20 protein-coding genes and 1 other RNA gene are annotated in these 23,189 nt (G+C 72.3%); 7 read left to right on the top strand and 14 right to left on the bottom strand.

Annotated elements, in window-relative coordinates:
• Positions 1-256 precede the first annotated feature (256 nt).
• Complete coding sequence (locus ISP_RS21430; protein WP_013230631.1) at positions 257-2,449, bottom strand: DNA polymerase III subunit gamma and tau; 2,193 nt, start codon at positions 2,447-2,449, stop codon at positions 257-259.
• 81 nt (positions 2,450-2,530) lie between these two features.
• The gene (locus tag ISP_RS21425; protein WP_230468646.1) at positions 2,531-4,057 is read right to left on the bottom strand and encodes an ALF repeat-containing protein; all 1,527 of its coding nucleotides are present in this window, start codon (positions 4,055-4,057) and stop codon (positions 2,531-2,533) included.
• A 55-nt stretch (positions 4,058-4,112) separates the two neighbouring features.
• Here ISP_RS21425 and ISP_RS21420 point away from each other — a divergent pair, with 55 nt between their 5' ends.
• The gene (locus tag ISP_RS21420; RefSeq protein ID WP_049878192.1) at positions 4,113-4,988 is read left to right on the top strand and encodes a spermidine synthase; all 876 of its coding nucleotides are present in this window, start codon (positions 4,113-4,115) and stop codon (positions 4,986-4,988) included.
• Positions 4,989-5,211: 223 nt separating this feature from the next.
• On the opposite strand, the gene ffs is transcribed toward ISP_RS21420, so the two are convergent.
• The 11 genes from ffs to ISP_RS21365 form a co-directional block, all read right to left on the bottom strand.
• Positions 5,212-5,306, bottom strand: an RNA gene (ffs, locus tag ISP_RS21415) — signal recognition particle sRNA small type.
• Positions 5,307-5,371: 65 nt separating this feature from the next.
• Positions 5,372-5,971, bottom strand: coding sequence for a GTP-binding protein (locus ISP_RS21410; RefSeq protein ID WP_013230634.1), 600 nt, complete (start codon positions 5,969-5,971; stop codon positions 5,372-5,374).
• Entirely contained in the window at positions 5,949-6,302 is a 354-nt protein-coding gene (locus tag ISP_RS21405) for a DUF742 domain-containing protein (protein WP_013230635.1), read from the bottom strand. Before ISP_RS21405 ends, ISP_RS21410 begins: the two co-directional genes overlap by 23 nt.
• 66 nt (positions 6,303-6,368) lie before the next feature.
• Positions 6,369-6,803, bottom strand: a complete 435-nt coding sequence (locus tag ISP_RS21400) for a roadblock/LC7 domain-containing protein (protein WP_003061341.1) — start codon at positions 6,801-6,803, stop codon at positions 6,369-6,371.
• Positions 6,800-9,610: a sensor histidine kinase gene (locus tag ISP_RS21395; protein WP_013230636.1), complete on the bottom strand. Its 2,811-nt coding sequence runs from the start codon at positions 9,608-9,610 to the stop codon at positions 6,800-6,802. The genes ISP_RS21400 and ISP_RS21395 overlap by 4 nt, the downstream gene beginning before the upstream one ends.
• Before the next feature lie 25 nt (positions 9,611-9,635).
• Entirely contained in the window at positions 9,636-10,424 is a 789-nt protein-coding gene (locus ISP_RS21390; protein ID WP_013230637.1) for an ABC transporter ATP-binding protein, read from the bottom strand.
• The gene (locus ISP_RS21385) at positions 10,421-11,371 is read right to left on the bottom strand and encodes an ABC transporter permease (protein WP_013230638.1); all 951 of its coding nucleotides are present in this window, start codon (positions 11,369-11,371) and stop codon (positions 10,421-10,423) included. The genes ISP_RS21390 and ISP_RS21385 overlap by 4 nt, the downstream gene beginning before the upstream one ends.
• On the bottom strand, positions 11,368-12,381 hold the full coding sequence (locus ISP_RS21380; RefSeq protein WP_049878194.1) for an ABC transporter substrate-binding protein: 1,014 nt from the start codon (positions 12,379-12,381) through the stop codon (positions 11,368-11,370). The genes ISP_RS21385 and ISP_RS21380 overlap by 4 nt, the downstream gene beginning before the upstream one ends.
• 653 nt (positions 12,382-13,034) lie before the next feature.
• The gene (locus tag ISP_RS21375) at positions 13,035-14,939 is read right to left on the bottom strand and encodes a glycosyltransferase family 39 protein (protein WP_230468648.1); all 1,905 of its coding nucleotides are present in this window, start codon (positions 14,937-14,939) and stop codon (positions 13,035-13,037) included.
• Between the two features lie 81 nt (positions 14,940-15,020).
• Positions 15,021-16,532, bottom strand: a complete 1,512-nt coding sequence (locus tag ISP_RS21370; protein ID WP_200876236.1) for a sensor histidine kinase — start codon at positions 16,530-16,532, stop codon at positions 15,021-15,023.
• Positions 16,510-17,259, bottom strand: coding sequence for a response regulator transcription factor (locus tag ISP_RS21365; protein WP_013230642.1), 750 nt, complete (start codon positions 17,257-17,259; stop codon positions 16,510-16,512). The genes ISP_RS21370 and ISP_RS21365 overlap by 23 nt, the downstream gene beginning before the upstream one ends.
• A 165-nt stretch (positions 17,260-17,424) precedes the next feature.
• On the opposite strand from ISP_RS21365, the gene ISP_RS21360 reads away from it, so the two are divergent.
• The 4 genes from ISP_RS21360 to ISP_RS21345 all read left to right on the top strand — a co-directional run bounded on the left by ISP_RS21360 (position 17,425) and on the right by ISP_RS21345 (position 20,346).
• Positions 17,425-18,048, top strand: a complete 624-nt coding sequence (locus tag ISP_RS21360; RefSeq protein WP_013230643.1) for a hypothetical protein — start codon at positions 17,425-17,427, stop codon at positions 18,046-18,048.
• 274 nt (positions 18,049-18,322) lie between these two features.
• Positions 18,323-19,477: a sensor histidine kinase gene (locus tag ISP_RS21355; protein WP_013230644.1), complete on the top strand. Its 1,155-nt coding sequence runs from the start codon at positions 18,323-18,325 to the stop codon at positions 19,475-19,477.
• Complete coding sequence (locus ISP_RS21350) at positions 19,474-20,139, top strand: response regulator (protein WP_013230645.1); 666 nt, start codon at positions 19,474-19,476, stop codon at positions 20,137-20,139. The genes ISP_RS21355 and ISP_RS21350 overlap by 4 nt, the downstream gene beginning before the upstream one ends.
• Positions 20,140-20,148: 9 nt before the next feature.
• Positions 20,149-20,346, top strand: coding sequence for a hypothetical protein (locus ISP_RS21345; protein ID WP_013230646.1), 198 nt, complete (start codon positions 20,149-20,151; stop codon positions 20,344-20,346).
• On the opposite strand, the gene ISP_RS21340 is transcribed toward ISP_RS21345, so the two are convergent.
• Complete coding sequence (locus tag ISP_RS21340; RefSeq protein WP_013230647.1) at positions 20,336-20,782, bottom strand: nitroreductase family deazaflavin-dependent oxidoreductase; 447 nt, start codon at positions 20,780-20,782, stop codon at positions 20,336-20,338. The genes ISP_RS21345 and ISP_RS21340 overlap by 11 nt on opposite strands.
• Positions 20,783-20,909: 127 nt before the next feature.
• Here ISP_RS21340 and ISP_RS21335 point away from each other — a divergent pair, with 127 nt between their 5' ends.
• Both ISP_RS21335 and ISP_RS21330 read left to right on the top strand, forming a co-directional pair.
• Positions 20,910-21,581, top strand: coding sequence for a TetR/AcrR family transcriptional regulator (locus tag ISP_RS21335; protein WP_013230648.1), 672 nt, complete (start codon positions 20,910-20,912; stop codon positions 21,579-21,581).
• 37 nt (positions 21,582-21,618) lie between these two features.
• Positions 21,619-23,142 carry a 3-hydroxyacyl-CoA dehydrogenase gene (locus ISP_RS21330; RefSeq protein ID WP_013230649.1) on the top strand — a complete coding sequence of 508 codons (1,524 nt, stop codon included), beginning with the start codon at positions 21,619-21,621 and terminating at the stop codon, positions 23,140-23,142.
• Positions 23,143-23,189: the final 47 nt, after the last annotated feature.

Here is a 23,189-nt window from a genome sequence, read left to right as displayed (position 1 = left end):
GCGCGACATCAGGACATCCTCCCTCCAGACCACTGTCTGGAATCAAGGTGTCCGGCCCCACGGGGCAACTCCACGTGTCGTCCCTTCAATCACGCGTGTCGTCCCTTCAATCACGCGTGTCGTCCCTTCAGTCACGCGTGTCGTCCCTTCAGTCACGCCGGTCTGCCGTACCTGAGCGGCGGGCTCGCGTACTTGGAGGGACGTCACGCGTGATCCGGCAGTCGACACGCGTGATTCGAGGGTCGACACGGCTGCGTCAGTCGAGGGGGCGGGCGCCGAGGTGCTCGGAGAGGAGTTTGCGGGCCAGCTCGTCCGGGTCCTTGTCCGGCGGGGGTGGGGGCGGCGGCGGGGCCGGGCTGGCGTCCTCGTTGTAGAGGTCCTCGTCGTCCTCGTCGGAGGGTTCCGGTGGCAGCGGGATGTCCGGCTCGCTCGTCGTGACCTTGGGCCGCGGCGGGGGCGGCGGCGGGGTCGCGGCGGGGCGGGCCGCCGGTTCGGCGGGCGGCGCGGCCGTCGCCGACTGGCGCGTGAACGACCGCTCCGGGGCCGGTGCCGCCTGCTGCGGCCGGGCGGCGGCCGCGGCCGGGGCGTTGCCGTGGACGCAGCGGACCTGCCAGTCGCCGCCCAGGACTTCGGTCAGGGCGCCGGCGATCTTGCGGGCGTTGTCCTGGTCGGAGAGGCGGCGGGCCAGCGGCTCGGACTTGTGGGTCAGCGTCAAGGCGTTGCCCTCGACGCTCGCCACCGTGGCCTGCGTCAGCATCGCCTCGAGGCTGCGGCCGCCGGTGAACTTGCGCAACGCGGTCATCAGCTGCGGCCAGACGGTCCGGATCCCGGCGGCATCCATCCCGCCCGACGCCGCGGGCGCACCGGCCGCGGCTTCCGGCGCCGGGGCGGACGCGCCACCATCGGAAGACGCGGCGGCGCTCGCCGCCACCGGAGCGGGCGTGCCACCGCCGGGCGTGCGCACCGCACCCCAGCCGCCATCACCCGTCCGGGTCTCGGCCGCCGAAGCCGCCGGTGCGACTGTGGCCGGAGTGCGCGTGGCGCCATCGACCGGCTGGGCCGGAGCCGACGTATTCGCGGCTCCCCCACCTTCGTTCGGCGGCGCCGAAACAGGCGTACGCGCGGCACCCCCGCCGTCGGCGGCCGGGCGCCCGGGCGGCTTGACCGGCTCCGGCACCGGGGCCGGGCCCGCCGAGCCCGGGCGCTGGGAAGGCCTTGAAAACTCGCGTTCCGGAGCCGCCCGCACCGGCGGCTCCACGCCACCCTCGGCCGGTGCGCCTCCGCCGCCGGCCAGTGTCGCGCGGCGCTCCAGGCGCTCGATCCGGGCCAGCAGCGCCTTCTCCGCATCGGTCACCGACGGCAGCAGCATCCGCGCGCACAGCAGCTCGAGCACGAGCCGCGGCGAGGTCGCGCCGCGCATCTCCAGAAGTCCATTGTGGACGATGTCGGCGTAGCGGGAGAGGGTGCCGAGGCCGAGCCGCTCGGCCTGCGCGACCATCCGCGACAGCTCCTCCTCCGGCGCGGACACCAGCCCGCCCGCGGACTCCGGCACCGCGCGCAGCAGCACCAGGTCGCGCAGCCGGTCGAGCAGGTCGGTCGCGAACCGGCGCGGGTCGTGGCCGGCCTCGGTGAGCTTTTCGACCGTGCCGAACACCGTGGCCGAGTCCTCGGCCGAGAGGGCGTCGACCATGTCGTCGATCAGGGCGACATCGGTGACGCCGAGCAGCGCGACCGCCCGCGAGTACGAAACGCCTTCCGGCCCGGCGCCGGCGAGCAGCTGGTCGAGCACCGACTGCGTGTCCCGCGCCGACCCGCCGCCCGCCCGGATGACCAGCGGGTACACCGCCGGCTCGACCTCGACGCCCTCGGCCGCGATGTTGCGCTCCAGGAGGTTGCGCATCGAGCTCGGCGGGATCAGCCGGAACGGGTAGTGGTGCGTGCGCGAGCGGATGGTGGTCAGCACCTTGTCCGGCTCGGTGGTGGCGAAGATGAAGATGACGTGCTCTGGCGGCTCTTCCACGATCTTCAGCAGGGCGTTGAAGCCCTGTGTGGTGACCATGTGCGCCTCGTCGATGATGAACACGCGGTAGCGCGACTCGGCCGGTGCGTAGAACGCCTTGTCGCGCAGCTCGCGGGCGTCGTCGACACCACCGTGGCTGGCCGCGTCGAGCTCGGTGACGTCGACGCTGCCCGGCCCCTCGGGTGCGAGCGCCTTGCACGAGTTGCACTCGCCGCACGGGTCCGGCGTCGGGCCCTTGGCGCAGTTCAGCGAGCGCGCCATGATGCGCGCGCTGGACGTCTTGCCGCAGCCGCGTGGGCCGGAGAAGAGGTAGGCGTGGTTGATCCGCCCGGCGGACAGCGCCGTGCGGAGGGGTTCGGTCACATGCTCCTGCCCGACGACCTCGGCGAAGGTTGCCGGACGGTACTTGCGGTACAGCGCGAGAGCCACGCCGCGAGACTACCGCCAGGGTCCGACAACCTTCGCCGTGCGGTCAGGAGACCAGGGCCGCTGCCTCGGCAACCAGAGCGTTCACCTTGGTGACGTGCGCCGCGGTGAACGCGTCACGCGCCCGCGCCTTGGGCAGCGTGACGTCGAGGTACTGCTGCGGGCCGAGTCCGGGCCGTCGAGCACACCCTGGGCGACCGCTTGCACCTCCGGGCCCTCACCCAGGGTCCGGGTGGCGTAGATGTCCAGGTCGATCAGGTGCGCGGTGTACCGGCCGTGGGCCAGGAACTCCCGGATGTCCGCGACGGTGCCGTCGAGCGCCTTCTGCGCCCACGACTTCGTCGCCGGGCCACCGGCCGCCAGGACCTGGTTGACCTCGACGCGGTCGTCGGTGTCGCGGCCCGGGTAGTCCCCGGTGCGCAGCAGCGCGGCGACACCGGCGTACGGGCCGGCGAGCGCGTCACGAGCCGCCTGGCGCAGGCCCGGGCGGGCGTTCGGGTCCGCCGCGATCGCCGAGACGGCGGCGCGGTCGTCGGACTCCTGCGCGACGGCGAGACCGCCGTGCACGAACGTGACGACGTCGTCGTCCGAGCCGCTCAGCGCGGCACGGGCGGCGTTCTTGACGGCGGCACCACCGTGGCGCAGCAGGTACACGGCGGCCTTGCGGCCGTTCGGCACGGTCAGCGCCGGGTCGGCCGCGTCGGCGAGCAGCTTGTCGTTGTCCGACTTGGCCCGCGCGGCGCGATCGGCGGCCTCTTTGGCCTGCTGCTGCGCGGCCGCCTCGGCGGCCGAGGCGGCCCGGCCGTCCTGCTGGTTCTGGGCCTGCTGCGTGGCGAGCCGGTCGGCGTTCGCCTTCCGCGCGTCCCCGGCGAGCTGCGCGGCCTTGTCCGCGGCGAGCTTCACGTCCTGGGGCCGGTTGCCGGCCGCGGCCGCCTTGGCCGCGTCGAGCTGCTCCTGGACCGCGGTGACTTCGGCGTCGTAGTTCGCGGCGACCTGCCGCCACAGCGACAGGAAGTACCGGACGTCCTCCGGCGTGCCGTCGAGCGCCGTCTGCGCGGCGGCCGTGAACTCCGGGCCGGCGCCGGCCAAGGCCTGGAGGGTCGAGATGCGGTCGTCGACGTCCTTCGCCTGCTGCAGGCCGGTCTCCAGGAAGGCCCGCACGTCGGCGGGGGTGCCGTTGTCGAGCACCTCCGTGCCCCGCTCGTTGACGGTCGGGCCGCCGGTGTCCATGGCCTGGCTGACGGCGATCCGGTCGTCGGCGCTGCGGGCCAGCGGCAGGCCGTTCGCCAGGTACTCGCGGATGTCGTCCTGGGTGCCGCTGAGCGCCCGCTGGGCGGTGCGCTTGGTGATCGGGCCGCCGGAGGAGAGCGCCTGGGTGACGAGGACCCGCTCGTCGTCGTTCTGCGCCTGCTGGCGGCCGGTGGCCAGGAAGGCCTGCAGGTCGGCGGGCGAGCCGAGCAACGCCGCTTCGGCGGCCCGCGCCACGCCCGGACCGCCGGTCTCCAGCAGCGAAACGGCCTGCGCCCGGTCGGGCAGCACATCCGCGGCCGCCGGCGTCGCGAAGACCCCGGCCGCGAGTGCCGCAGCAACGATTACCGCGTTTGCACGCAAGGTGAAACCCCCTCGATCGATGATCGTCCGCTCCCTTATCGCCGAAGCGGTCGGAATGTTTCCGATAACCTCGATTTCCGTGAGCCGCACACGGAAGCCCGAGCCGGTGCCCGGCCGGTACCCCGTGCGGTTCGGCACGGCGGAGCTGGTCCGCGACACCGGCCGCGGCAACGCCTGGCTGGTGTCGGTGGACGGCGTCGCGCAGTCGTACGTCGACCTCGACGACCCCGCCCACCTGGAGTTCGACTACGTCCGCCGGTTCGCGGACGTGGTGGACCGGCGGCCACCGGGCCCCCTGGACGCACTGCACGTCGGCGGGGCGGCGTGCACGCTGCCGCGGTACGTCGCGGCGACGCGGCCGGGGTCCCACCAGCTGGTGTTCGACGCGGACGGCGAGCTGGTGGAGCTGGTCCGCGCACAGCTGGGGTTGCGGGTGCCGGGCTTGCGCGTCCGGGTGACGGACGGCCGCGAAGGGCTGGCGACGCGTCGGGAGGATTCGGCGGACCTGGTGGTGGTCGACGCGTTCGAGCGGGCCACGCTGGCCGGCGGCCTGGCCACGCTGGAGGCGACCCGGGCGATCGCGGGCATCCTCCGCACCGGGGGCACCTACCTGGCGAACATCACAGACGGCTCGGGCTTGCCGTTCGCCCGCCGCTTCCTGGCGACGCTGTTCGAGGTCTTCCCGGAGGTGCTCCTGCTGGCGGACCCGGGAGTACTGCGCGGCCGCCGCTTCGGCAACCTGGTGCTGGCGGCCTCGGCAGCCGAGCTCCCCACGGAAGAGCTGACCCGCCGAACAGCCTCGGCAGCCTTCCCGGCAAGGTGCGTGTACGGCGCGGAGCTACGAAAGCTGGCGGGAAGGGCGGCCCCGATAACGGACGCGGACGCCCCACCGCCTCCCAAGCCCCCGGACGACCTGCTGGGCCTGTTCTGAGCCCCAGCCCTCCCACCCACGACAGCCCAGACAATGCGGGAGGCCCACGGGCGGCGGCAGGGCCACCACGGCACCCAGCCGACACGTCAGGCCCACCGGGAGGCGCGGCAGCCCTCCCAGGCCGTGAGCGAGGCACCGTGGGGGTCCGGGGGCTCGGCCCCCGGGTGGAAGAACGAAGTGAAGGCCCGGCGAAGGGGCGAAGCCCCAGAGCCGGTAGCCGAAAAGAAGGGGACCCCGCGCACCCGTCAGAGCCTGCTTATCCTTGCTGCCTTCCGGCCCTGGGGAGGTTCACAGGGTGGACGCCGCGCGGGGTCCGTGGATCAGTGTAGTCGGATACGTCTGGAGACGTCTCGGGAACCCCTCCAGACACATCCGCGACCTGCTCAGGCGCCTGCGCCCGCCTGGGCTCGGGCCCGCTTGAACGTGTTGTGCAGCACCGCCAGCAGCGCGTCCCGCACGGAAAGCTTCTGCCGGGCGTCGAACGTGATCAGCGGGACGTCGTCGCTCACCGCGAGCGCCCAGCGCACGTCCTCGAGGTTGTGGCCGAGGGAGCCGTCGAACATGTTCACCGCCACCACGAACGGGAGGCCCGCGTTCTCGAAGTAGTCGACCGCCGGGTAGCAGTCGTCCATGCGGCGGGTGTCCACGATGACCAGTGCGCCCAGTGCGCCGTGGACCAGGTCCTGCCACATGAAGCCGAAGCGGTCCTGGCCCGGCGTGCCGAACAGGTACAGCTTGACCTCTTCGTCGATCGTGATGCAGCCGAAGTCGAGGGCCACCGTGGTCGTGGTCTTGGCCGGGACGTGGCCGGTGCTGTCCACGGCCGCCGCGACGGAGGTGATCGCCGCCTCGGTGGTGAGGGGCTTGATCTCCGAGATGGACGACACCGCCGTCGTCTTGCCGACGCCGAAGCCGCCCGCGATGACGATCTTGACCGGGGCCGGCGGCCGGGTGCCCGGTTCAGTGAATGGCTTCGAGTCCACGAATGACCCTTTCGATCATGCCGAGGTCGTGCGAGTTGTGGGTGCCCGGCCGCCGGACGACGACGTAGCCCAGTTCGGCGAGGTCGGCCACCAGCACCCTGGCCACGCCGATGTGCAGGCCGAGCATGGCGGCCACCTCGGCGACCGACATCGTGTTCCGGCAGAGGGAAACGATTTCCTGGCGTTCGAACGTGAGCTTCGGGTGCGACGCCGCGCCGAGGCGGGACGTCATGACCTGCGCCTCGATTTCGAGGCTCTGGTCGACCGGCTGGGCCCGTCCCGAGGTCATCAGGTACGGCCGCAGCAGCGAGATGTCCGGTTCTTCGGTCATCGCGTCGCTCCTTAGCTCCATCCATGCCCCCACCCCCGCCCTCAACGGAGGCGCAAGCGCCGCTGTTCAGCTTCCGACGGTGTTTTTGAGCTCCTCGATGAGCCCAGGGGTCAGGACTTCGGTGGCGCGGTTGGCGAACATCGCCATTTCGTAGGCGATGGTGCCCAGGCTGGCCTGCTTGTTGGCCAGCACACCCAGCGAGCAGCCGATGCTGATCGTGCAGACGAGCAGGTACCCGTGCTCGAGCTCGATGATCACCTTGTCGGGCGAACCGAGCGGGTGGCTTTCGGAGACGCCGTGGGCGAGCCCGAGCATGGCGGAGGAGATCGCGGCGAGGCGGTCGGCGTTGGAGCGCTCGAGCTCCGTCGACATCGCGATCAGCAGGCCGTCGGCCGAGACCGCGATGGCGGCTATCGCGCCCGCGGTGTGCTGCGCGAAGCGGCTCACCAGCCAGTTGAAGTTCTGGGCTTCGACACTGACGCCAGGTGCGGGGATGCTCATTTCCTGCTCTCTTCTCCTCGTTCCATCACACGACCGGCGACCACGCCTTGGGGCGGGCTGTCTGCCGTCACGTCCTCCGCCTTCGCAAGGCCGGCGGCGAACGCGTCGAACGCCGCTCGTTCGGCCGCCGGGTCCCGCTTGCTGCGGTTGACGACGGCGCGGGCGAGCGGCCGCCCCGCGGACTGCTGACGCAGGCCGGGGGCGAGCTGGGCACCGGGGACGCGGCGGATCAGGCCGTCGCGCGCCCGCTCGGCGGCGGTGAACGGGGCCGTGGCCACCGGTGATGCGTCCACGGGGGCGCGGACCGGGAGAGGTGCCGCGGGTGCGGGCGGCGGGCCGGCCGTCAGCGCCGTGACCTCGGCCGCCTTCGGGAAGGTGGTGGCGGGCGGGTCGCTGACTTCGGCGGCCTTCGCGAAGGCGCTCGCGAAGCCGTCCATCGCGGCCTTGGTCGCTTCCGGGTCGTGCCGCGGCTTGGTGTCGGCCACCGGCGCGGACGTGCCGGGGCTGGGCAGCTGGGCGCCGCGGACCCGGCGGCGCAGGCCGCCCCGTGAGTCCGATGACGACACCGCCGCCGCGGCCGCCACCGCCGGCTCGGGCGTTTCGGCGGACTCGGCGTCGGGTTCGGCGTCCGGCCACACCGGTTCCAGTTCGCGGAACCAGCGGAAGCCGTTGCCGTGGCCGAGCAGCGCCGGGATCGCCGGCGCCGGCAGTTCGGCGGGCCGGTCGCGCACCGGTTCGGGCGCCGGCGGCCGGAAGTCGTCCAAATCGGACAGGGAAGACGGTGCCGACGGCGTGATCGGGACGGCCGGCGCGGCGTGCCGCGGTGACGACGCGACCGGCGGCGCGGCCTGCGCCGGGATGGCGGGTGCCTGCTCGGTTTTCGGCCGCAGCGGGGTGCGGTGGCTGAACAGCGACCCCGGGATGGTCAGCCGGGCGGTCACGCCGCCGGTGGTCGGCGTCGCGAGCAGCTCGACCCCCAGCTCGTGGCGCCGCGCCAGGCGGCCGACCACGAACAGGCCGAGCACACTGGTCGGCGCGAGCTCGAGGCGTTCGCGCTCGACGAGCCGCCGGTTCTCCTCGCCCAGCTTCTCCGCGGTCATGCCGATGCCGTGGTCGACGATGCTCACCAGGCAGGCGCCGTCGGACAGCAGCATGGTGTCCACCTCGACCATCGAACCCGGCGGCGAGAACGACGTCGCGTTCTCGAGCAGCTCGGCGAACACGAGCACGAGGTCGGCGCCGAGGGCCGAGGACAGCAGGATTTCGGCGACGACCCCGAGCTTGACGCGCTGGTAGTCCTCGATCTCGGCGAGCGCCGAGCGCAGCGCCGTGGACAGCTCGATCGGGCCGGCGATCCGGGTTTCGTCGCGGGTGCCGGACACCACGAGCAGGTTGTCGGCGTTCCGGCGCAGGCGGGTGGAGAGGTGGTCGAGCCGGTAGAGGCTGGCCAGCAGCCGGGTGTCCTGCTCGTTGCGCTCGACCTCGTCGATCAGGGCGAGCTGGCGGCCGACGAGGTTCTGCGTCCGCTTCGCGACGTTCGCGAACATCAGGCTGGTGTTGCGCCGGGTGAGCGCCTGCCGTTCGACCAGCTCGGCCGCGGTGGTCTGGACCCGGTTGAACGCGGCGGCCAGCTTGCCCAGCTCGTCTTCGGAGACGACGTCGATGGTGGCCAGGCGCGGGATCTGCTCCTCGGCCTCCTCGGTGTCGGTCACGCGGACGAGCTCGGTGCCGGCGAGGTCGGCGACCGACGTCGCCGCGGTGGTCAGCTGGCGCAGCGGCCCGGCGATCGAGCGGGACACCGCGACGGCGAGGAAGGCGACCAGCAGGAACAGCCCGCCGGCGCCGAGGCCGACCGTCCAGGCCAGGCGCGTCGCGGCGTCGGCACGGCCGTTCGCCGAGTCGGCGATTTCGCCGATGACCCGTTCCTGGACCACTTTCCGCTGGGCCGCCTGGCTGTCCGACGCCTTGAGGACGTCGGCGACGTACTGGGTGGTGCCCGCCGCGTTCCGCGGGTTCCCGATCTGGGCGGCGAGCTCCTCGATCCGGCGGCCCGCTTCACTCGCCTCGACGTTGACGACCAGCCCCGCCTGTTCGCTGTCGGCTTCGTCGTCGGCCTGCTGGACGAACCGGTCGGTGAAGATCGGCGCCTGCTGGGTGGCGTCGTCCAGGATGGACCGGCCGGCCTCCGGCGAGACCGCCGTCACGATCAAGGCCATGCCGCGCAACGAGTTCTCCTCGTTCGCACGCAGCAGCGCCTCCAGCGCGGACAGCTCGCGGGTGCCCTCGGCGTCGTCGCTGAGCTGCGGGACGAGCCGCAGCGCGTCGATCACCGCCCCGATCACCGCGTGGTAGGTGCGGGCGACGCTGTCGAGTGCGACGCCGCGGCGCTGCGCGTTCTGCCGCAGCTCGGCGAGCGAGCCGATCCGGGTCAGCGCCGCGGACAGCTCGTCCGGCGCGCCGGCGTCGAGCGACCTCCGCACCTCTTCGACCGCGCTGTCGACCGCCTTCTGCTGCTGGAGCATCTGGTCGGCCGGCATCGACGGCGTGGCGACGAACGCGCCGGTCAGCAGCCGTTCTCGCTGCAGCTGCCAGACCAGCCCGCCGAGCTGCTGGGTGTACCTCGCCACCGTCGCCGACTGCGTGGCCGCACCGGCACTGTTCGCCTGCGTCAGCACGAACGGCACCGACACCAGCACCACCGCGACCAGCGGGGGCAGGAGCAGCAGGTTCAGCTTGCCGCGAATACCGAGCCGGGCGAGAAACCCCCCGCCGCCGGCCCGTTTCGCGGCCGACCTGCCGTGTCTCATCCCGCCACCTTCCCGTCTTCCGTTCTCACTCGACCGCGGCCACCCGGCTCACGTGGCCCCGGTGCTGCTCCCGGACCAGATCCTCGATCCGGGCGCGCAGCGCGAGGAACCGCGGTTCGCGCTTCACCGCCAAGTCGCGCTCGGCGGGCAGCGCCACCTCGACGTCGGCGGCGATCCGGCCCGGGTCGGAGGCGAGCACCACCACCCGGCCGCCCAGGAAGACCGCTTCCTCGACGTCGTGGGTGACCATCAGCACCGTGGTGCCGGTGTCGGCCCACACCTGGCGGATCAGCACCTGCATGTCCTCTTTGGTCTGGACGTCCAGCGCGCCGAAGGGTTCGTCCAGCAGCAGAACTTCCGGTTCGCACGCCAGGGCGCGCGCGATCGCGACGCGCTGCTTCTGGCCGCCGGAAAGCTGCTTCGGCAGCGACTTGCGCACGCCGTCGAGCCCGGTCTCGGCCAGGTACCAGTCGATGCGCTTGGCGCGCTCGGCGGCGTCGAGCGAGAGCAGCTCGAGTCCGAACGCGACATTCTTCTCGACGCTGCGCCACGGGTAGAGCGCGCCGGCCTGGAAGACGAGCCCGCGGTCGGGCCCGGGTCCGGTCACGGGGACGCCGTCGAGCACGATCTCGCCCTCGGTCGGCCGGCTGAGCCCGGCCACCAGCGACAGCAGCGTCGACTTGCCCGAGCCGCTCGCGCCCACGACGCAGACGAACTCGCCGCGCAGCACTTCGAGGTCGACGCCGTCGAGCGCGCGCGTGGTCTTGCCGCGGACGGTGTAGTCCTTGGCGACGTTGCGCAGTTCCAGCGTCATGCCGCCCACTTCCCGACCCGCGTGCGCAGCAGCCGCAGCAGGACGTCGATGGCGAGCCCGGCGATCCCGATGACCACGAGCACCGCGAAGATCTTGTCGGTCTGCAGGAACCGCTGGGCCCGGACGATCCGGTAGCCGAGCCCCGCCGAGGAGTTGATCAGCTCGGCGACGACCACGAAGTTCCACGCCGCGGCCGCGTTGACCCGGATCGCGTCGATCATGCCCGGCAGCGAATGCGGCACGACGATCTTGCGCAGCACCTCGCCGCGGCGCGCGCCGAGCGTGTAGGAGACGTCGATGAGCGAGTTCGGCACGCCGCGGACGACGTCGGCGGTCATCAGCGTGTTGAAGAAGACCGTGCCGATGAAGAGGATGGCGATCTTCGACGGCTCGCCGAGGCCGAGCCAGATGATCAGCAGCGGGATGAACGCGCTCGCCGGCAGGTAGCGCAGCAGCCCGATCAGCGGCTCGAAGAACGCCTGCCCGGCGGTGAAGGAGCCCATCAGGATGCCGAGCGGCACGGAGACGAGCACGGCGAGGCCGAAGCCTTCGAGCACCCGCTGGGTGGTCGTCCAGAGGTCGTCGAAGAGCTCGCCGGTGCTCGCCATGTCGATCCCGGCCTTGAGCACCGCGGCCGGGGACGGCAGGAACGTCGCATCGACGGCCCCGCTGACGCTCAGCACGACCCACGCCAGGAACGGGACGGCGAACGACAGCACCGCGAGCGTCCAGCGGGACGCCGCGGAAATGGGCGCGCGCAAGGAGAAAAGCGGCGAAGCGGACGGCTTCAGCCCGGCCCGGCGGGGCAGCGGCGACCAGTCCGGTCGCCCACCGCCCGCCCGGCCGGCCTCCTGCTGCTCGGCGAGCCGCTGTTCCGCCTCCTGTGCCTCGGCGGCCCGCGCCTCGGCCGTGCTCGCCGGGGTGGTGCGCTGGGTCGGACCGGTCACTGGGGGGCGGCCTTCACGAACTGGTCGTCGAACAGGCCGTCGAGCGAGGGCCGCTGCTGGGCGAGACCGGTGCCGACGATGAAGTCGATGATCTTGTTCGCCTGGAAGTCGAGGTGCTGCGCGGTGACACCCGGGGTGAACGCGTCGATGTTCTGCTGCCGCGTGAAGATCGTGGTGCCTGCGTCGTAGGACTTGTAGTCGGCCTCGGAGACGCCACCGCGCTTGGCCATGATCTTGACGGCCGCGTCCTTGTTGTTCTTGATCCAGGTCAGCGTCTCGAACCAGGTGTTGACCAGCGCCTGGACGTCCTTCGGGTGGTCCTTGACCAGCTTCTGCGACGTGACGAGGTGGTCCGGGATCGCGCCCGGGAACTCCGCCGACGAGGAGATCCCGCGGCTGCCCGCGCGCTCCAGCGCCGTCGAGGTGAACGGCGCGAACGCGGCGACCGCGTCGACCTGGCCGCTCTTGAACGCGGCCGCGGCGGCGTCGGTCGGGAGGTTGACGAGCTGGATGTCCTTTTCGGTCAGGTTCGCCGACTGCAGCGCGAGCAGCAGCAGGTAGTGGTCGACCGCGCCCTGCTCGACGGCGACCTTCTTGCCCTTGAGGTCGGCGATGCTGGTGATGCCGTCCCGGGCGATGATCTTGTCGTTGCCGGTGGAGTTGTCGTTCACCAGCACGATCGACAGCTTGGCGCCGCCGGAGACCGACGACAGGGTGTCGTTGAGGGTCTGGCTGTTGGCGTCGATGGCGCCGCTGGAGAGCGCGTTGATGCTGTCGGTGTAGTTGTCGAAGTACTTGAGGTCGACGTTGACGCCGTTCTTGGTGAACAGGCCCTGTTCCTGCGCCACCTGCCAGGGGAACCAGCCCGGCCAGGCGCTGAATCCGATGGTGATCTTGCTGCCGCTGCCGGAGGCGGAGCTGTCGCTGCACCCCGAAAGCGCGGTGGCCCCGGCGAGGGTCAGCAAAGTCAGGAGCACCGTCAGCAGACGGGGGCGAGGACGGGAAATCACAACGAACTCCAAGTTGCGGGGGAAGTGGAGTGGTGCCGTACCAAAGGAGGAATTGCGGTGCTCGGGGCTACAGGTGGTGACAACGGGGAGGGGGATCTCGTCGAGCTGCGCTACCGCGCACGGTCATCGCTGCTCACTTCCGGCCGCACCTGATCGGGTCATCGCGAGAGAACGCGGACAGGGAGCACCTACGCTCAGTGAATTCCCGGCCCTCAACGCGCCGGATCAGCCACCCCTGTCCCTCTCCCGGCGGAGAGCCTAGCGAGTAGCACAAGATCCCCACAACGTCCGCCAGTTCAGCCGAACGAGTGACCGCCAGGTGGGCTAACCAGCGCGGATTCGCAGGTTTCAAGATCAACTTTGCGGCTGTTTCTGTCGGCCGCCCGGTCAATTCAGCCGCGTGCGCGTGCGGTGATCGCGTGCAACTGCACGGCCGATCACCCCTTGTCGTTACAGCGGCGGCGCGGAGTGCCGAGATCATCACCGAGAGCGAGAAGGCGGATCCGAACGGTCGTTCGGAATCCGCCTGCCGCCATCCCGGGAATCGAACACCTGTCCGCATCTGCCGATACCGCACCGGTCTGGGCTACGCCGAATGATTCCCGGACTGTTAACACGCCCGAAACAATTCGCTCGGGTTCGGCGAATTTCGATCAATCGACAGATTTAGTCAGGTCGTAAACGGTCGTGCCGCCCACCGTGAGCGGCGCGAAGTTCTGCTCCACCCAGGCCTGGATCTCCCCGGCGGTCCCGCGGCCGCCGCCGAAGCCGCCGCGGCCACCGGCGACGAAGTAGCGGATGTCGCCGTCGGCGACGTACTGCCGGAACTGCTGCAGCGTCGGCGCCGGGTCGCTGCCGCTGAAGCCGCCGATCGCGAGCACCGGCCGTCCGCTCGCCAGTGCCAGGCCCGCCGACTGCATCGCGCCGCTCTGCGCCGCGGCCCACTTCGTCGTCGTGCCCTTCAGCAGGTCGATCACCGCGGAGTCGGTCTCCCCCGCACCGAAGCCGCGCGCGCCGCCGCCGAAGCCGCGTCCACTCGCGACGGACGGCCCGGACGACGGCGTCCCGCCGGCGTGCGCGGTCGCGGCCGTCGCCAGCGTGAAGGACGTCGTCCCGAGCAGCGCGCCGCACAGGCCGAGCACGGCCACGACCGGGCCGAGCCGCCGGACGCGGTCGGCGCCGAAGAGCAGGCCTCCGACGGCGGCCGCGCCGGAGCCGAGGAGCGCGTAGCGGACCCACGGCTGCCAGTCCGGTGTCCGCGCGAGGAGGACGAACGCCCAGACCGCCGTCACCGCGAGCATGACGGCGAGCACCGCGCGAGCCGCGAAGTTCGCCCGGCCCCGCCAGAGCTCGCGCGTGGAAATCGCCAGCGTGGCGACGATCCCGGGGGCCAGGGCGACCGTGTAGTACGGGTGGATGATGCCGCTCATGTAGCTGAACACCAGCGCGGTGACCACCAGCCAGCCGCCCCACAGCAGCAGCGCCGCCCGCGTGCGGTCGGTGCGCGGCGCGCGGCGGGTGAACCACAGGCCGGCGACCAGCCCGATGACGGCGGCCGGCAGCAGCCACGACGCCTCGCCGCCGAACTCGCCGCCGAACAGCCGGGTCAGGCCGGCCTGGCCGCCGAAGCCGCCACCGAACCCGCGGCCGCCGCCGGGCAGCTCCCCTCCGGCGGGCAGCTCGATCCCGGCGGGCGGGGTGACCGCCCGGCCGCCGCGCCCTTCGCCGAAGATCCGGCCGAGCCCGTTGTAGCCGAAGGCCAGTTCCAGCACGGAGTTGTCGGTCGAGCCGCTGATGTAGGGCCGGTCCGCGACCGGCCAGAGCGCGACGGCCGCGATCCACCAGCCGGCGGAGACGAGCACCGCGCCCGCCGCGGCGAACAGCCGGCCGATCCGGCGGCCGAGCGATGTCGGCGCCGCGACGGCGTAGACCAGCACGAACGCGGGCAGCACGAGGAAGGCCTGCAGCATCTTGTCGAGGAACCCGAAGCCGATCGCCACCCCGGCGAGCAGCAGCCACTTCGTGCTCGCGTGTTCCAGCGCCCGCACCACGCAGTAGGCCCCGGCGACCAGTAGCAGCACGAGGAAGGCATCGGGGTTGTCGTAGCGGAACATGAGTGCGGCGACCGGCGTCAGCGCGAGCCCGGCCCCGGCCAGCAGCCCGGCCCCCGGCCCGGACAGCCGCCGCACGGCGAGGTAGAGCAGGCCGACGGACGCCACCCCGGCGAGCGCGTTCGGCACCAGCAGGCTCCAGCTGGAGAACCCGAAGAGCCGGCCGGACAGCCCCATGATCCACAGCGAGAACGGCGGTTTGTCGACGGTGACGACGTTGCCCGGATCGAGCGATCCGAAGAACAGCGCCTTCCAGCTCCACGTCCCGGCCTGCGCGGCCATCGCGTAGAAGTCGTTGGCCCAGCCGGTTTTCGCCAGGTCCCACAGGTAGAGCAGCGCGGTGCCGGCCAGCAGCGCGGCCACGGAAGGCCTGACCCACCGCGGTTTTCGGGCGGGAGCGGGCGGCTGGGGCTGGGCGTGTTCGGGCGCCGACAGCGTGGTCGTCATGGCGTTCACCGTGTCGGCGCCGCATGTGGTGAACTTGTGGCCAAGCTGTGCGTCAGCTGTGCATCGGCCCCGGACGGGTGCTCACTGCGGTGCCGCCGCCCGGAAGGTGATCTCGAACTCCGTGCGTCCCGGGCGGCTCTGCACCCCGACGCGCCCGCCGTGCGCCGCCACCACCGCGGCCACGATCGCCAGCCCGAGCCCCGTGCTGCCCGCCGCGCGGGATCGTGAATTGTCGCCGCGGGCGAAGCGCTCGAAGATGTCCGGGAGGATTTCCGGCGGGATGCCCGGGCCGTCGTCGGCCACCCGGAGCCGGACCATTCCGTCTGATGTGGACAGTGTGGTCGTCACCGTCGTGCCCGGTGGTGTGTGCGTGCGCGCGTTGGCCAGGACGTTGATCACCACCTGGTGCAGCTGGCCCGCGTCGCCGCGGACGCCGATCGGTTCGCCGGGGACGTCCATCAGCCACTTGTGGTCCGGGCCCGCGACGTGCGCGTCCGCGACCGCGTCGGCCACCAGTCGGCACAGGTCCACCCACTCGTGCACCACCGGGCGGCCGGAATCCAGCCGGGCGAGCAGCAGCAGGTCCTCCACCAGCGTCGTCATCCGGCGTGACTCGGACTCGACGCGGCTCATCGCGAACGCGACGTCCGGGGGCACCTGCTCGCCGCCGCGGCGGGTCAGCTCGGCGTAACCGCGGATCGCCGCCAGCGGCGTCCGGAGTTCGTGGCTCGCGTCCGCGACGAACTGGCGGACGCGGTTCTCGCTCGCGTGCCGCGCGGTCAGCGCGTTCGCGACGTGCTGCAGCATCCGGTTCAGCGCCGAGCCGACCTTGCCGACCTCGGTGTTCGGGTCGGTGTCGGCCTCCGGGACGCGTTCGGACAGCGCCACTTCGCCGCGGTCCAGTGGCAGCTCGGAGACGCGCGTCGCGGTCGCGGCCAGCCGGTCGAGCGGCTGCATCGTGCGCCGGATCGTCGCCGCGCCGACCGCACCCGCCACCAGGATCCCGGCGAGCGCGACCCCGCCGAGGATGAACCCGAGCTGCCAGAGCGTCTCGTTGACGTCCTTCAGCGGCAGGCCGATGACGGTCTTGTCCCCGCGGGGCGACGTCGTCGAGACGACGCGGTACTCGCCGAGACTGCCGCCGAGGTCGATGCTGCGCTGCTTCCCGTCCGACGGCAGTGCGAGCAGGGCCCGCGTCTGCTCCTTCGAGATGCCCTTGAACGGCGCCTTGCGCCTCGACACCCCGACCACGCTCGAGTCGAGCACCCCGGCGTCGGGGGAGGCGCCCGGCCGCACCTGGACCACGGCGAGCGTGCCCTCGCCCTGGCCGAGCACCCGCAGCGGGTCCGGTGGTGGCGCTTCGCCGTAGGTCCACGGCGGCGGGCGGTCCCCGGCGTGCGCGGCGCGGTCGCTCGCCGCGGCCAGCCGCTTGTCCTGCTGGCCGACGAGGAACTCGCTCAGCGCGAACTCCGTGACCACGCCGACGACCAGGCACACCAGGGCGAGCAGCGCGGCGAGCTGGACGATCAGCCGCCGTCGCAGCGACCACGGCCGGCGCACGCGCTCCGGTTCAGCCTGCTGGCTTGAGGACATACCCGGCGCCCCGCATGGTGTGGATCATCGGCTCGCGGTCGGCGTCGATCTTCTTGCGCAGGTAGGAGATGTAGAGCTCGACGATGTTGGCCTGGCCGCCGAAGTCGTAGCTCCACACGCGGTCCAGGATCTGGGCCTTCGACAGCACCCGCTTCGGGTTGCGCATGAGGTAGCGCAGCAGCTCGAACTCGGTCGCGGTCAGCGGCACCAGGTCGCCGCCGCGGTGCACCTCGCGGCTGTCTTCGTCCAGGGTGAGGTCGCCGACGACGAGCGTCGACCCGCTCGCCCCCGTCACCCCGCCCGCCCGGCGCAGCAGCGCGCGCAGCCGCAGCGCGACCTCCTCGAGGCTGAACGGCTTGGTGACGTAGTCGTCGCCCCCGGCGGTGAGCCCGGCGATCCGGTCCTCGACCGCGTCCTTCGCCGTCAGGAACAGCACCGGCAGCTGGGGCGCTTCGGACCGCATCCGGCGCAGCACCTCGAGGCCGCTGAAGTCGGGGAGCATGACGTCGAGGACGACGGCGTCGGGGCGGAATTCGCGCGCGATCCGGACGGCCTCGGTGCCGTCGCCCGCGCTGCGCACTTCCCAGCCCTCCATCCGCAGGGCCATCGAGACGAGCTCGGCCAGCGTCGCCTCGTCGTCGACGACGAGGACCCGCACCGGACTCCCGTCGGCGCGGCGCAGGTCGGCCTTGCCGGCGCCGGGTGACGTGGCGTTCATAGCGGTCATGGTGCCACCTTCCCGGCCACGCGTCGGTGTTCGCTGTGCGGTCGCTGTGCGTTTGCTGTGAAGGTTCGCGCTTTCGAGGCACAGGACCCGCTGACGCTCCGCACAGCTCAAACACAGCCGCGGCGGCGAACCTGAGCGGGACCAGTGTGGGCACCACCGGAGGACATGATGACGACCGAGCCGATGCCGAACACCCAGCCCGAGGGCGCCAACTGGGGCGATCCGGCCCCGGCGGCGCCGAAGAAGGGCTGGTCCGGCAAGAAGACCGCGATCGCGGCGGGCATCGCCGTGGTGATCGCGGCGGGCGGCGGCGCGGCGATCTGGGCGGGCACCAGCAGCGCCGGCAACACGGCCCAGGGCCCCGCCGGCTTCAACGGCCCGGGCGGCCCAGGCGGTCCGGGCGGCGGCCAGTTCCGCGGCCAGGGCCTGCCGGCAGGCGGTTTCGGCGGCGGAATGGCCGCGCTGCGCGACGCCCTACACGGCGACTTCGTGGTGTCGAACGGCAGCGGCGGTTACACGACCGAGCGCCTGCAGACGGGCGACGTCACGGAGCTGAGCGCCACCTCGGTGACGCTGACCAGCAAGGACGGCTACAAGCAGACGTACACGCTCGACGCGTCGACCCAGAAAACGGGCGACGTGAAGACGGGCGACACGAACGTGACGGTGGTGGCCAAGCTGGAGGGCCAGACGGCAACGGCAACGTCGCTGGGCAAGGGTCTCGAGCTGGGCCAGCGCCAGCCGGGCCAGCGCCGCGGCGGTGGCTACTCGACCCGCCCGACGAGCTGACCCGCGGAGGGGTCACGGCCAGGCGCCGACTCCGCGAGCCAACCGCCGGCTCGAGCGGCATGACCCGCCCGGGCCGGCGGCTCGCGGCTCGGCCACCAAACCCGCGCGGCGACCCAGCCCACGACCGGACGGCAAGCGAGCTGACCCGCGCCGCCGCCAGGCGTTCGCGCCACCACCCCTTCAGCCAGGGAACGCCCCGGTGCCGCGCACCCCTCCACGCCGCATCGGGGCGTTTCCGTCCCTCGCCGTCGCCGGTTAGGGCACAGTTGCCGGTGTGCAGGACATCCGGGGGTCGCTGAGACGGCAGTCGCTGCTGGTCGCGCTCGTCTGCGTTGTCTGCGACGCCGCCCTTTTCACCCTTCGCGGCCCGCTCGGCGAGGCCGGTTGGCGGGCCTGGGTCGTGCTGCTCGGCGGGGTCGCCGTCAACGCCGCCCTCGCCGGGGCCGCGCGGTACTCCGGCTGGGTCGCCCTCGCCCACGCCGTGCTCTTCGTCGGTGCGCCGCTCCTGCTCTGCACCTGCCACGGGTACGTCACCGGCAACAACGCCGGGATCCTCATCGCCGGCTACCGGGCCGGGGCCTGGCTGCGGCTGCGGCCCGCTGTGCTCGCGCTCGGCGCCCTCCTCGCCGGGGTCACCGTCGGCTGCGTCGCCGGCGGCGGGCGCACTGCCGCCGACTGGCGGCTCGTCGCCATCAACGTCAGCGTCTCCGCGCTGCTGCCGTGGCTGGTCGGCCGGTACACGACCGCCCGGCGCGCCTACATCGCCGATCTCGAACGCGAAGCCGACGAACGCCGTCAACACGAAGAAGAAGCCATCAAACGGGCCGTCCTCGAGGAACGCACCACCATCGCGCGCGACCTGCACGACGTCATCTCCCACCACGTCAGCGCCATCGGCGTGCACGCCGGCGCCGCCCGGCTCGGCCTGCCCGACGGCGCCGAACCGGCGCGGAAGTCGCTCGGCGCCGTCGAATCGGCGAGCCGCTCGGCGATGGCCGACCTGCGGCGGCTGCTCGACCTCCTGCACGCCGAGACCGACGTCGAACAGCCCGGCCTGGACAACCTCGACGAGCTGGTCGAAACCGTCCGCGCGGCCGGCCTGCCGACCCGGCTGACGCTGCGCGGGGAACCCCGCGAACTGCCCGGCTCGCTCGACGTCGCGCTCTACCGGATCGCCCAGGAAGCCCTGACCAACGCCCTGCGCCACGGCCAGGGCCCGGTCGAGGTCGAGCTGAACCACGGCCGCACCGAGGTCGTGCTCACGGTGACCAACGGCCTGTGCCCGGACCGGACGGCCGATGGCGAGCACGCGCACCGCGGCCTGGCCGGCATCCGCCAGCGCGTCACCCTGTTCGGCGGCCAAGTCTCCTACGGCGAGGCCGGCGGGCTCTGGCAGCTGCGCACGACCTTCCCGGTGGAGAGCACATGATCCGCGTCCTGCTGGCCGACGACCACGCGATGTTCTGCTCCGGGATGCGCGCGCTGCTCGACACCCAGCCCGACTTCACCTGCGTCGGCGAGGCGTGCGACGGCCGCGAAGCCGTCGCCGAGACCGCCCGCCTGCGCCCGGACGTCGCGGTCCTCGACGTCCGGATGCCCCGCCTCGACGGCCTCGCCGCGACCGAGGCGATCCTGGCCGCGCCGGGCAACGACACGCGCGTCCTCGTGCTCACGACCTACGACGCCGACGAGTACGTCTACCGCGCGCTGCGGGCCGGCGCGAGCGGGTTCCTGCTGAAGAGCCTGGCGCCGGAGGAGCTCGTCGCGGCGATGCGGGTGGCCGCGCGCGGCGACGCGCTGATCGATCCCTCGGTGACGCGGCGGCTGGTCGCGAAGTTCGCGACGGTCCTCGAACCGGCGGCCGCCGAACCCCCGGAGCTGGCCCGGCTGACCTCCCGCGAACGCGAGGTGCTGCTGCTGCTCGCCGGCGCCTGCAGCAACGCCGAGATCGCGCGGAAGCTGCACGTCGGCGAGGAGACGGTCAAGACGCACGTGTCCCGCGTGCTCAGCAAGCTCGGGCTGCCCGACCGGGTGCACGCCGTCGTCTACGCCTACCGCCACAAACTCGTGCCGGACGAGCGACCCGCCTAAGCTGGGCCCATGAAGCGGTGGATCACCCTCGCGGCCGGGGTCGTGCTCATGCTCGTCGGCGCCGTCTGGGTACTGCAGGGCGTCGGCGTCATCACCGGCAGCTTCATGACCGGCCAGAAGCTGTGGTTCCTCATCGGGCTCGCCGCGTTCCTGGTCGGCGTGGTCCTGATCGCGGCCAACTTCACCCGGCGCAAACCTACTTCGTGAAGATCTCGAAGATCGGGTAGCCCGGCGCGATCTCGCGCAGCTTCTCGTCCGAGGCCTTGGCGTCGACGCCGTCGAAGAACACGCCGACCTCGAACTTCCAGCGCTTGAGGTAGGCGCGCAGGATGCCCGGCTTCTCGTCGTGGGCCAGCTCGCGGAAGGTGAACCTCTCGACGCGGCGCCCGACGCGCAGCGTGCCCTGGCCGGCCGCCCGCAGGTTGCGCACCCACTGCGTCTCACCCCGCGGGGCGACGAGGTAGCGGACGCCGTCGATGGTCAGCAGGTTGACCGGCACCGAGCGCGGTTCGCCGCTCTTGCGGCCGACGACGGTCAGCACCCGGCTGCCCCAGACGCTCACGCCCAGCTTGGTCAGCTTCGCGACCACCTCGTTGAAGAGGCTGGTCGACTTGCCCGGCTCGATGTAGCGGGTCTCGCTCATGGTGTCCTCCGAAGCTTCGGGAGAGCAGTGCTCTCGGTTAAGAGCAGTGAACACCAGAGCGCCGCACTCTGTCAAGAGCGGTGCTCTCTGTTTTGTGCGGCGCTCTCGTCGTGGCACACTGATCCCCATGACCGCCACCCGCACCGCGCGTGAACGTGCCCGCGCCGAACTGACCCAGGAGATCAAGGACGAAGCCCGCCGCCAGCTCGCCGAGGTCGGCGCGCACGGGCTTTCGCTGCGCGCGGTGGCCCGGGAGCTGGGCATGGTCTCGTCCGCGATCTACCGGTACTTCCCCAGCCGCGACCGGCTGCTGACCGACCTGATCGTCGACGCCTACAACGCGATCGGCGAAGCGGCCGAGAAGGCGGACCCGGGCACCGGCGACCTGCGCGAGCGGTGGCTGGCGATCTGGCAGGGCACGCGCGACTGGGCCCGCGCCCACCCCCACGAGTACGCGCTGATCTACGGCTCCCCGATCCCCGGCTACGCGGCACCGCAGGACACCGTCGTGCCGGCCGCCCGCGTCGCGCTCGCCCTGGTCAACGTGCTCACGCACACCGAGCTGCGCGACATCGACGGCGAAGTCCCGCCCGAGCTGCGCGCCCAGGCCGAGGCGCTCACGAAGGTCCTCGGGATCATCGCCGGACCCGAAACCGTGGCCCGGCTGCTGATGGCGTGGACCCAGCTGTTCGGCGCGATCAGTTTCGACCTGTTCGGCCAGTACGTCGGCAGCGTCGACCCGGCCGACGCGTTCTTCGCTCACTCGGCGAGGCGGATGGCGGAGTTCGTCGGCCTCTAGGCTGGGGCGGAAGTCCAACGGCGGAAGGCGGCACGACGTGACGGGGTGGGCCGGGAAGGTCGGCAGGATCCGGGTGATCGGGACCGGGGTGATGGGCCGCGGGATCGGGCAGCTGGCCGCGACCGCGGGGATGACCGTCGAGCTGGCCGACGTCCGGCGCGAGGCCGTCGCCGAGGCGATCGAGTTCGTCGGCGGGATGGTGGACAAGCTCGCCGCCAAAGGCAAGCTGAGCGAGGACGCCCAAGCCGTGAAGGACCGGCTGGTCGCGGTGGACGCGCCCGACGCACCCGCGGACGGCGTCGACCTCGTCATCGAAGCCGTCCGGGAGGACCTCGCGACGAAACGCGCCCTGTTCGCGAGCCTCGAGCGCGTCTGTCCACAGGAGACGGTCTTCGCGACGAACACGAGTTCGCTGTCGGTCACCGAGATCGCCGCCGCGCTGACCGACCCCGGCCGGCTCGTCGGCCTGCACTTCTTCAACCCGGTGCCGCTGATGCGCCTGGTCGAGGTGGTCCCCGGCGCACGCACGCACGGCTGGCTGCCGGGCGAAGCACTCGAACTGGTCAAGAGCTGGGGCCACGAGCCGGTGCTCGCGAAGGACGCGCCCGGCTTCCTGGTCAACCACGCCGGCCGCGGCCTCAACACCGAGGCGCTGCAGATCCTCGCCGAGGCGCTGGCCGAGCCCGCCGACGTCGACCGCATCGCCCGGGACGTGCTCGGGCTGAAGCTCGGCCCGTTCGAGCTGCTCGACCTCACCGGTCTCGACGTCTCGCACGCCGTCCTCGAAAGCATCTGGAGCGGCTTCCACGGCGACCCGCGGCTGCGGCCGTCGTGGCTGACCCGGCCGCGCGTGGCCGCCGGCTTGTTCGGGCGGAAGAACGGCGAAGGCTTCTACACCTACGCCGACGGCAAGCAGCAGGTCGCCGACGAGCCTGCCGCCCCGCCGAAGCCGGCCAGCCCGGTGTTCACCGCGGACGAGCACCTCGCCCGCGCGCTGTCGTCCGCGGGCGTGCAGGTGGTTTCGGACGCCTACCCGGACGCGGTCCTGCTCGTGCCGCTCTACGGGGAATCCACAGTGGACGCCGCGGCCCGCGCCGGGCTGCCGCTGGACCGCGTCGCCGGTGTCGATCCGCTGGGCGGTTACGAACGCCGGCTGACGATGTCGGTGCACCCCGGGCTCGAGCCGGTCGCCGGTCGCGCCGCGTGGGGCGCGCTGGCCGCGACCGGCCACCCGGTGACGGTCGTCCGTGACGGGCCCGCCCCGATCGCGCAGCGCCTGCTGGCGTCGATCGTCAACACGGCGTGTTTCATCGCGGGTCAGCACCTGGCCACACCGGCGGACATCGACACGGCGGTCCGGCTCGGCCTCGGCTACCCGCGCGGCCCGCTGGCCTGGGGCGACCTCGTCGGCGGCGACGTGGTGCTGCGCATCCTGCACGGCCTCACCGCGGCCACCGGCGATCCCCGCTACCGGCCGAGCCCGTGGCTCACCGAGCGCGTCGCCCTCGGCCTGCCGCTGACGACGGCCGGGACGACACCGGCCGTCCTGCGTCAGTCCTAAGAGGACTCACGGGATGACCTGGACCTCGTCGCCCTTCGGTCAGGGAG

It is taken from the genome of Amycolatopsis mediterranei (genome assembly GCF_026017845.1).
GTDB lineage: Bacteria > Actinomycetota > Actinomycetes > Mycobacteriales > Pseudonocardiaceae > Amycolatopsis > Amycolatopsis mediterranei.
Note: the sequence above shows the minus strand (reverse complement) of the source record. Positions and strands in the feature narration are given on the sequence as shown.

Bases quoted from the DNA above. Each gene is read 5' to 3' on its own strand.
- ISP_RS21420 (WP_049878192.1), top strand. From the start codon at position 4,113: ATGTTTCCGATAACCTCGATTTCCGTGAGCCGCACACGGAAGCCCGAG.
- ISP_RS21405 (WP_013230635.1), bottom strand. From the start codon at position 6,302: ATGACCGAAGAACCGGACATCTCGCTGCTGCGGCCGTACCTGATGACC.
- ISP_RS21400 (WP_003061341.1), bottom strand. From the start codon at position 6,803: ATGAGCATCCCCGCACCTGGCGTCAGTGTCGAAGCCCAGAACTTCAAC.
- ISP_RS21395 (WP_013230636.1), bottom strand. From the start codon at position 9,610: ATGAGACACGGCAGGTCGGCCGCGAAACGGGCCGGCGGCGGGGGGTTT.
- ISP_RS21390 (WP_013230637.1), bottom strand. From the start codon at position 10,424: ATGACGCTGGAACTGCGCAACGTCGCCAAGGACTACACCGTCCGCGGC.
- ISP_RS21375 (WP_230468648.1), bottom strand. From the start codon at position 14,939: ATGACGACCACGCTGTCGGCGCCCGAACACGCCCAGCCCCAGCCGCCC.
- ISP_RS21370 (WP_200876236.1), bottom strand. From the start codon at position 16,532: ATGTCCTCAAGCCAGCAGGCTGAACCGGAGCGCGTGCGCCGGCCGTGG.
- ISP_RS21365 (WP_013230642.1), bottom strand. From the start codon at position 17,259: ATGACCGCTATGAACGCCACGTCACCCGGCGCCGGCAAGGCCGACCTG.
- ISP_RS21360 (WP_013230643.1), top strand. From the start codon at position 17,425: ATGATGACGACCGAGCCGATGCCGAACACCCAGCCCGAGGGCGCCAAC.
- ISP_RS21350 (WP_013230645.1), top strand. From the start codon at position 19,474: ATGATCCGCGTCCTGCTGGCCGACGACCACGCGATGTTCTGCTCCGGG.
- ISP_RS21345 (WP_013230646.1), top strand. From the start codon at position 20,149: ATGAAGCGGTGGATCACCCTCGCGGCCGGGGTCGTGCTCATGCTCGTC.
- ISP_RS21340 (WP_013230647.1), bottom strand. From the start codon at position 20,782: ATGAGCGAGACCCGCTACATCGAGCCGGGCAAGTCGACCAGCCTCTTC.
- ISP_RS21335 (WP_013230648.1), top strand. From the start codon at position 20,910: ATGACCGCCACCCGCACCGCGCGTGAACGTGCCCGCGCCGAACTGACC.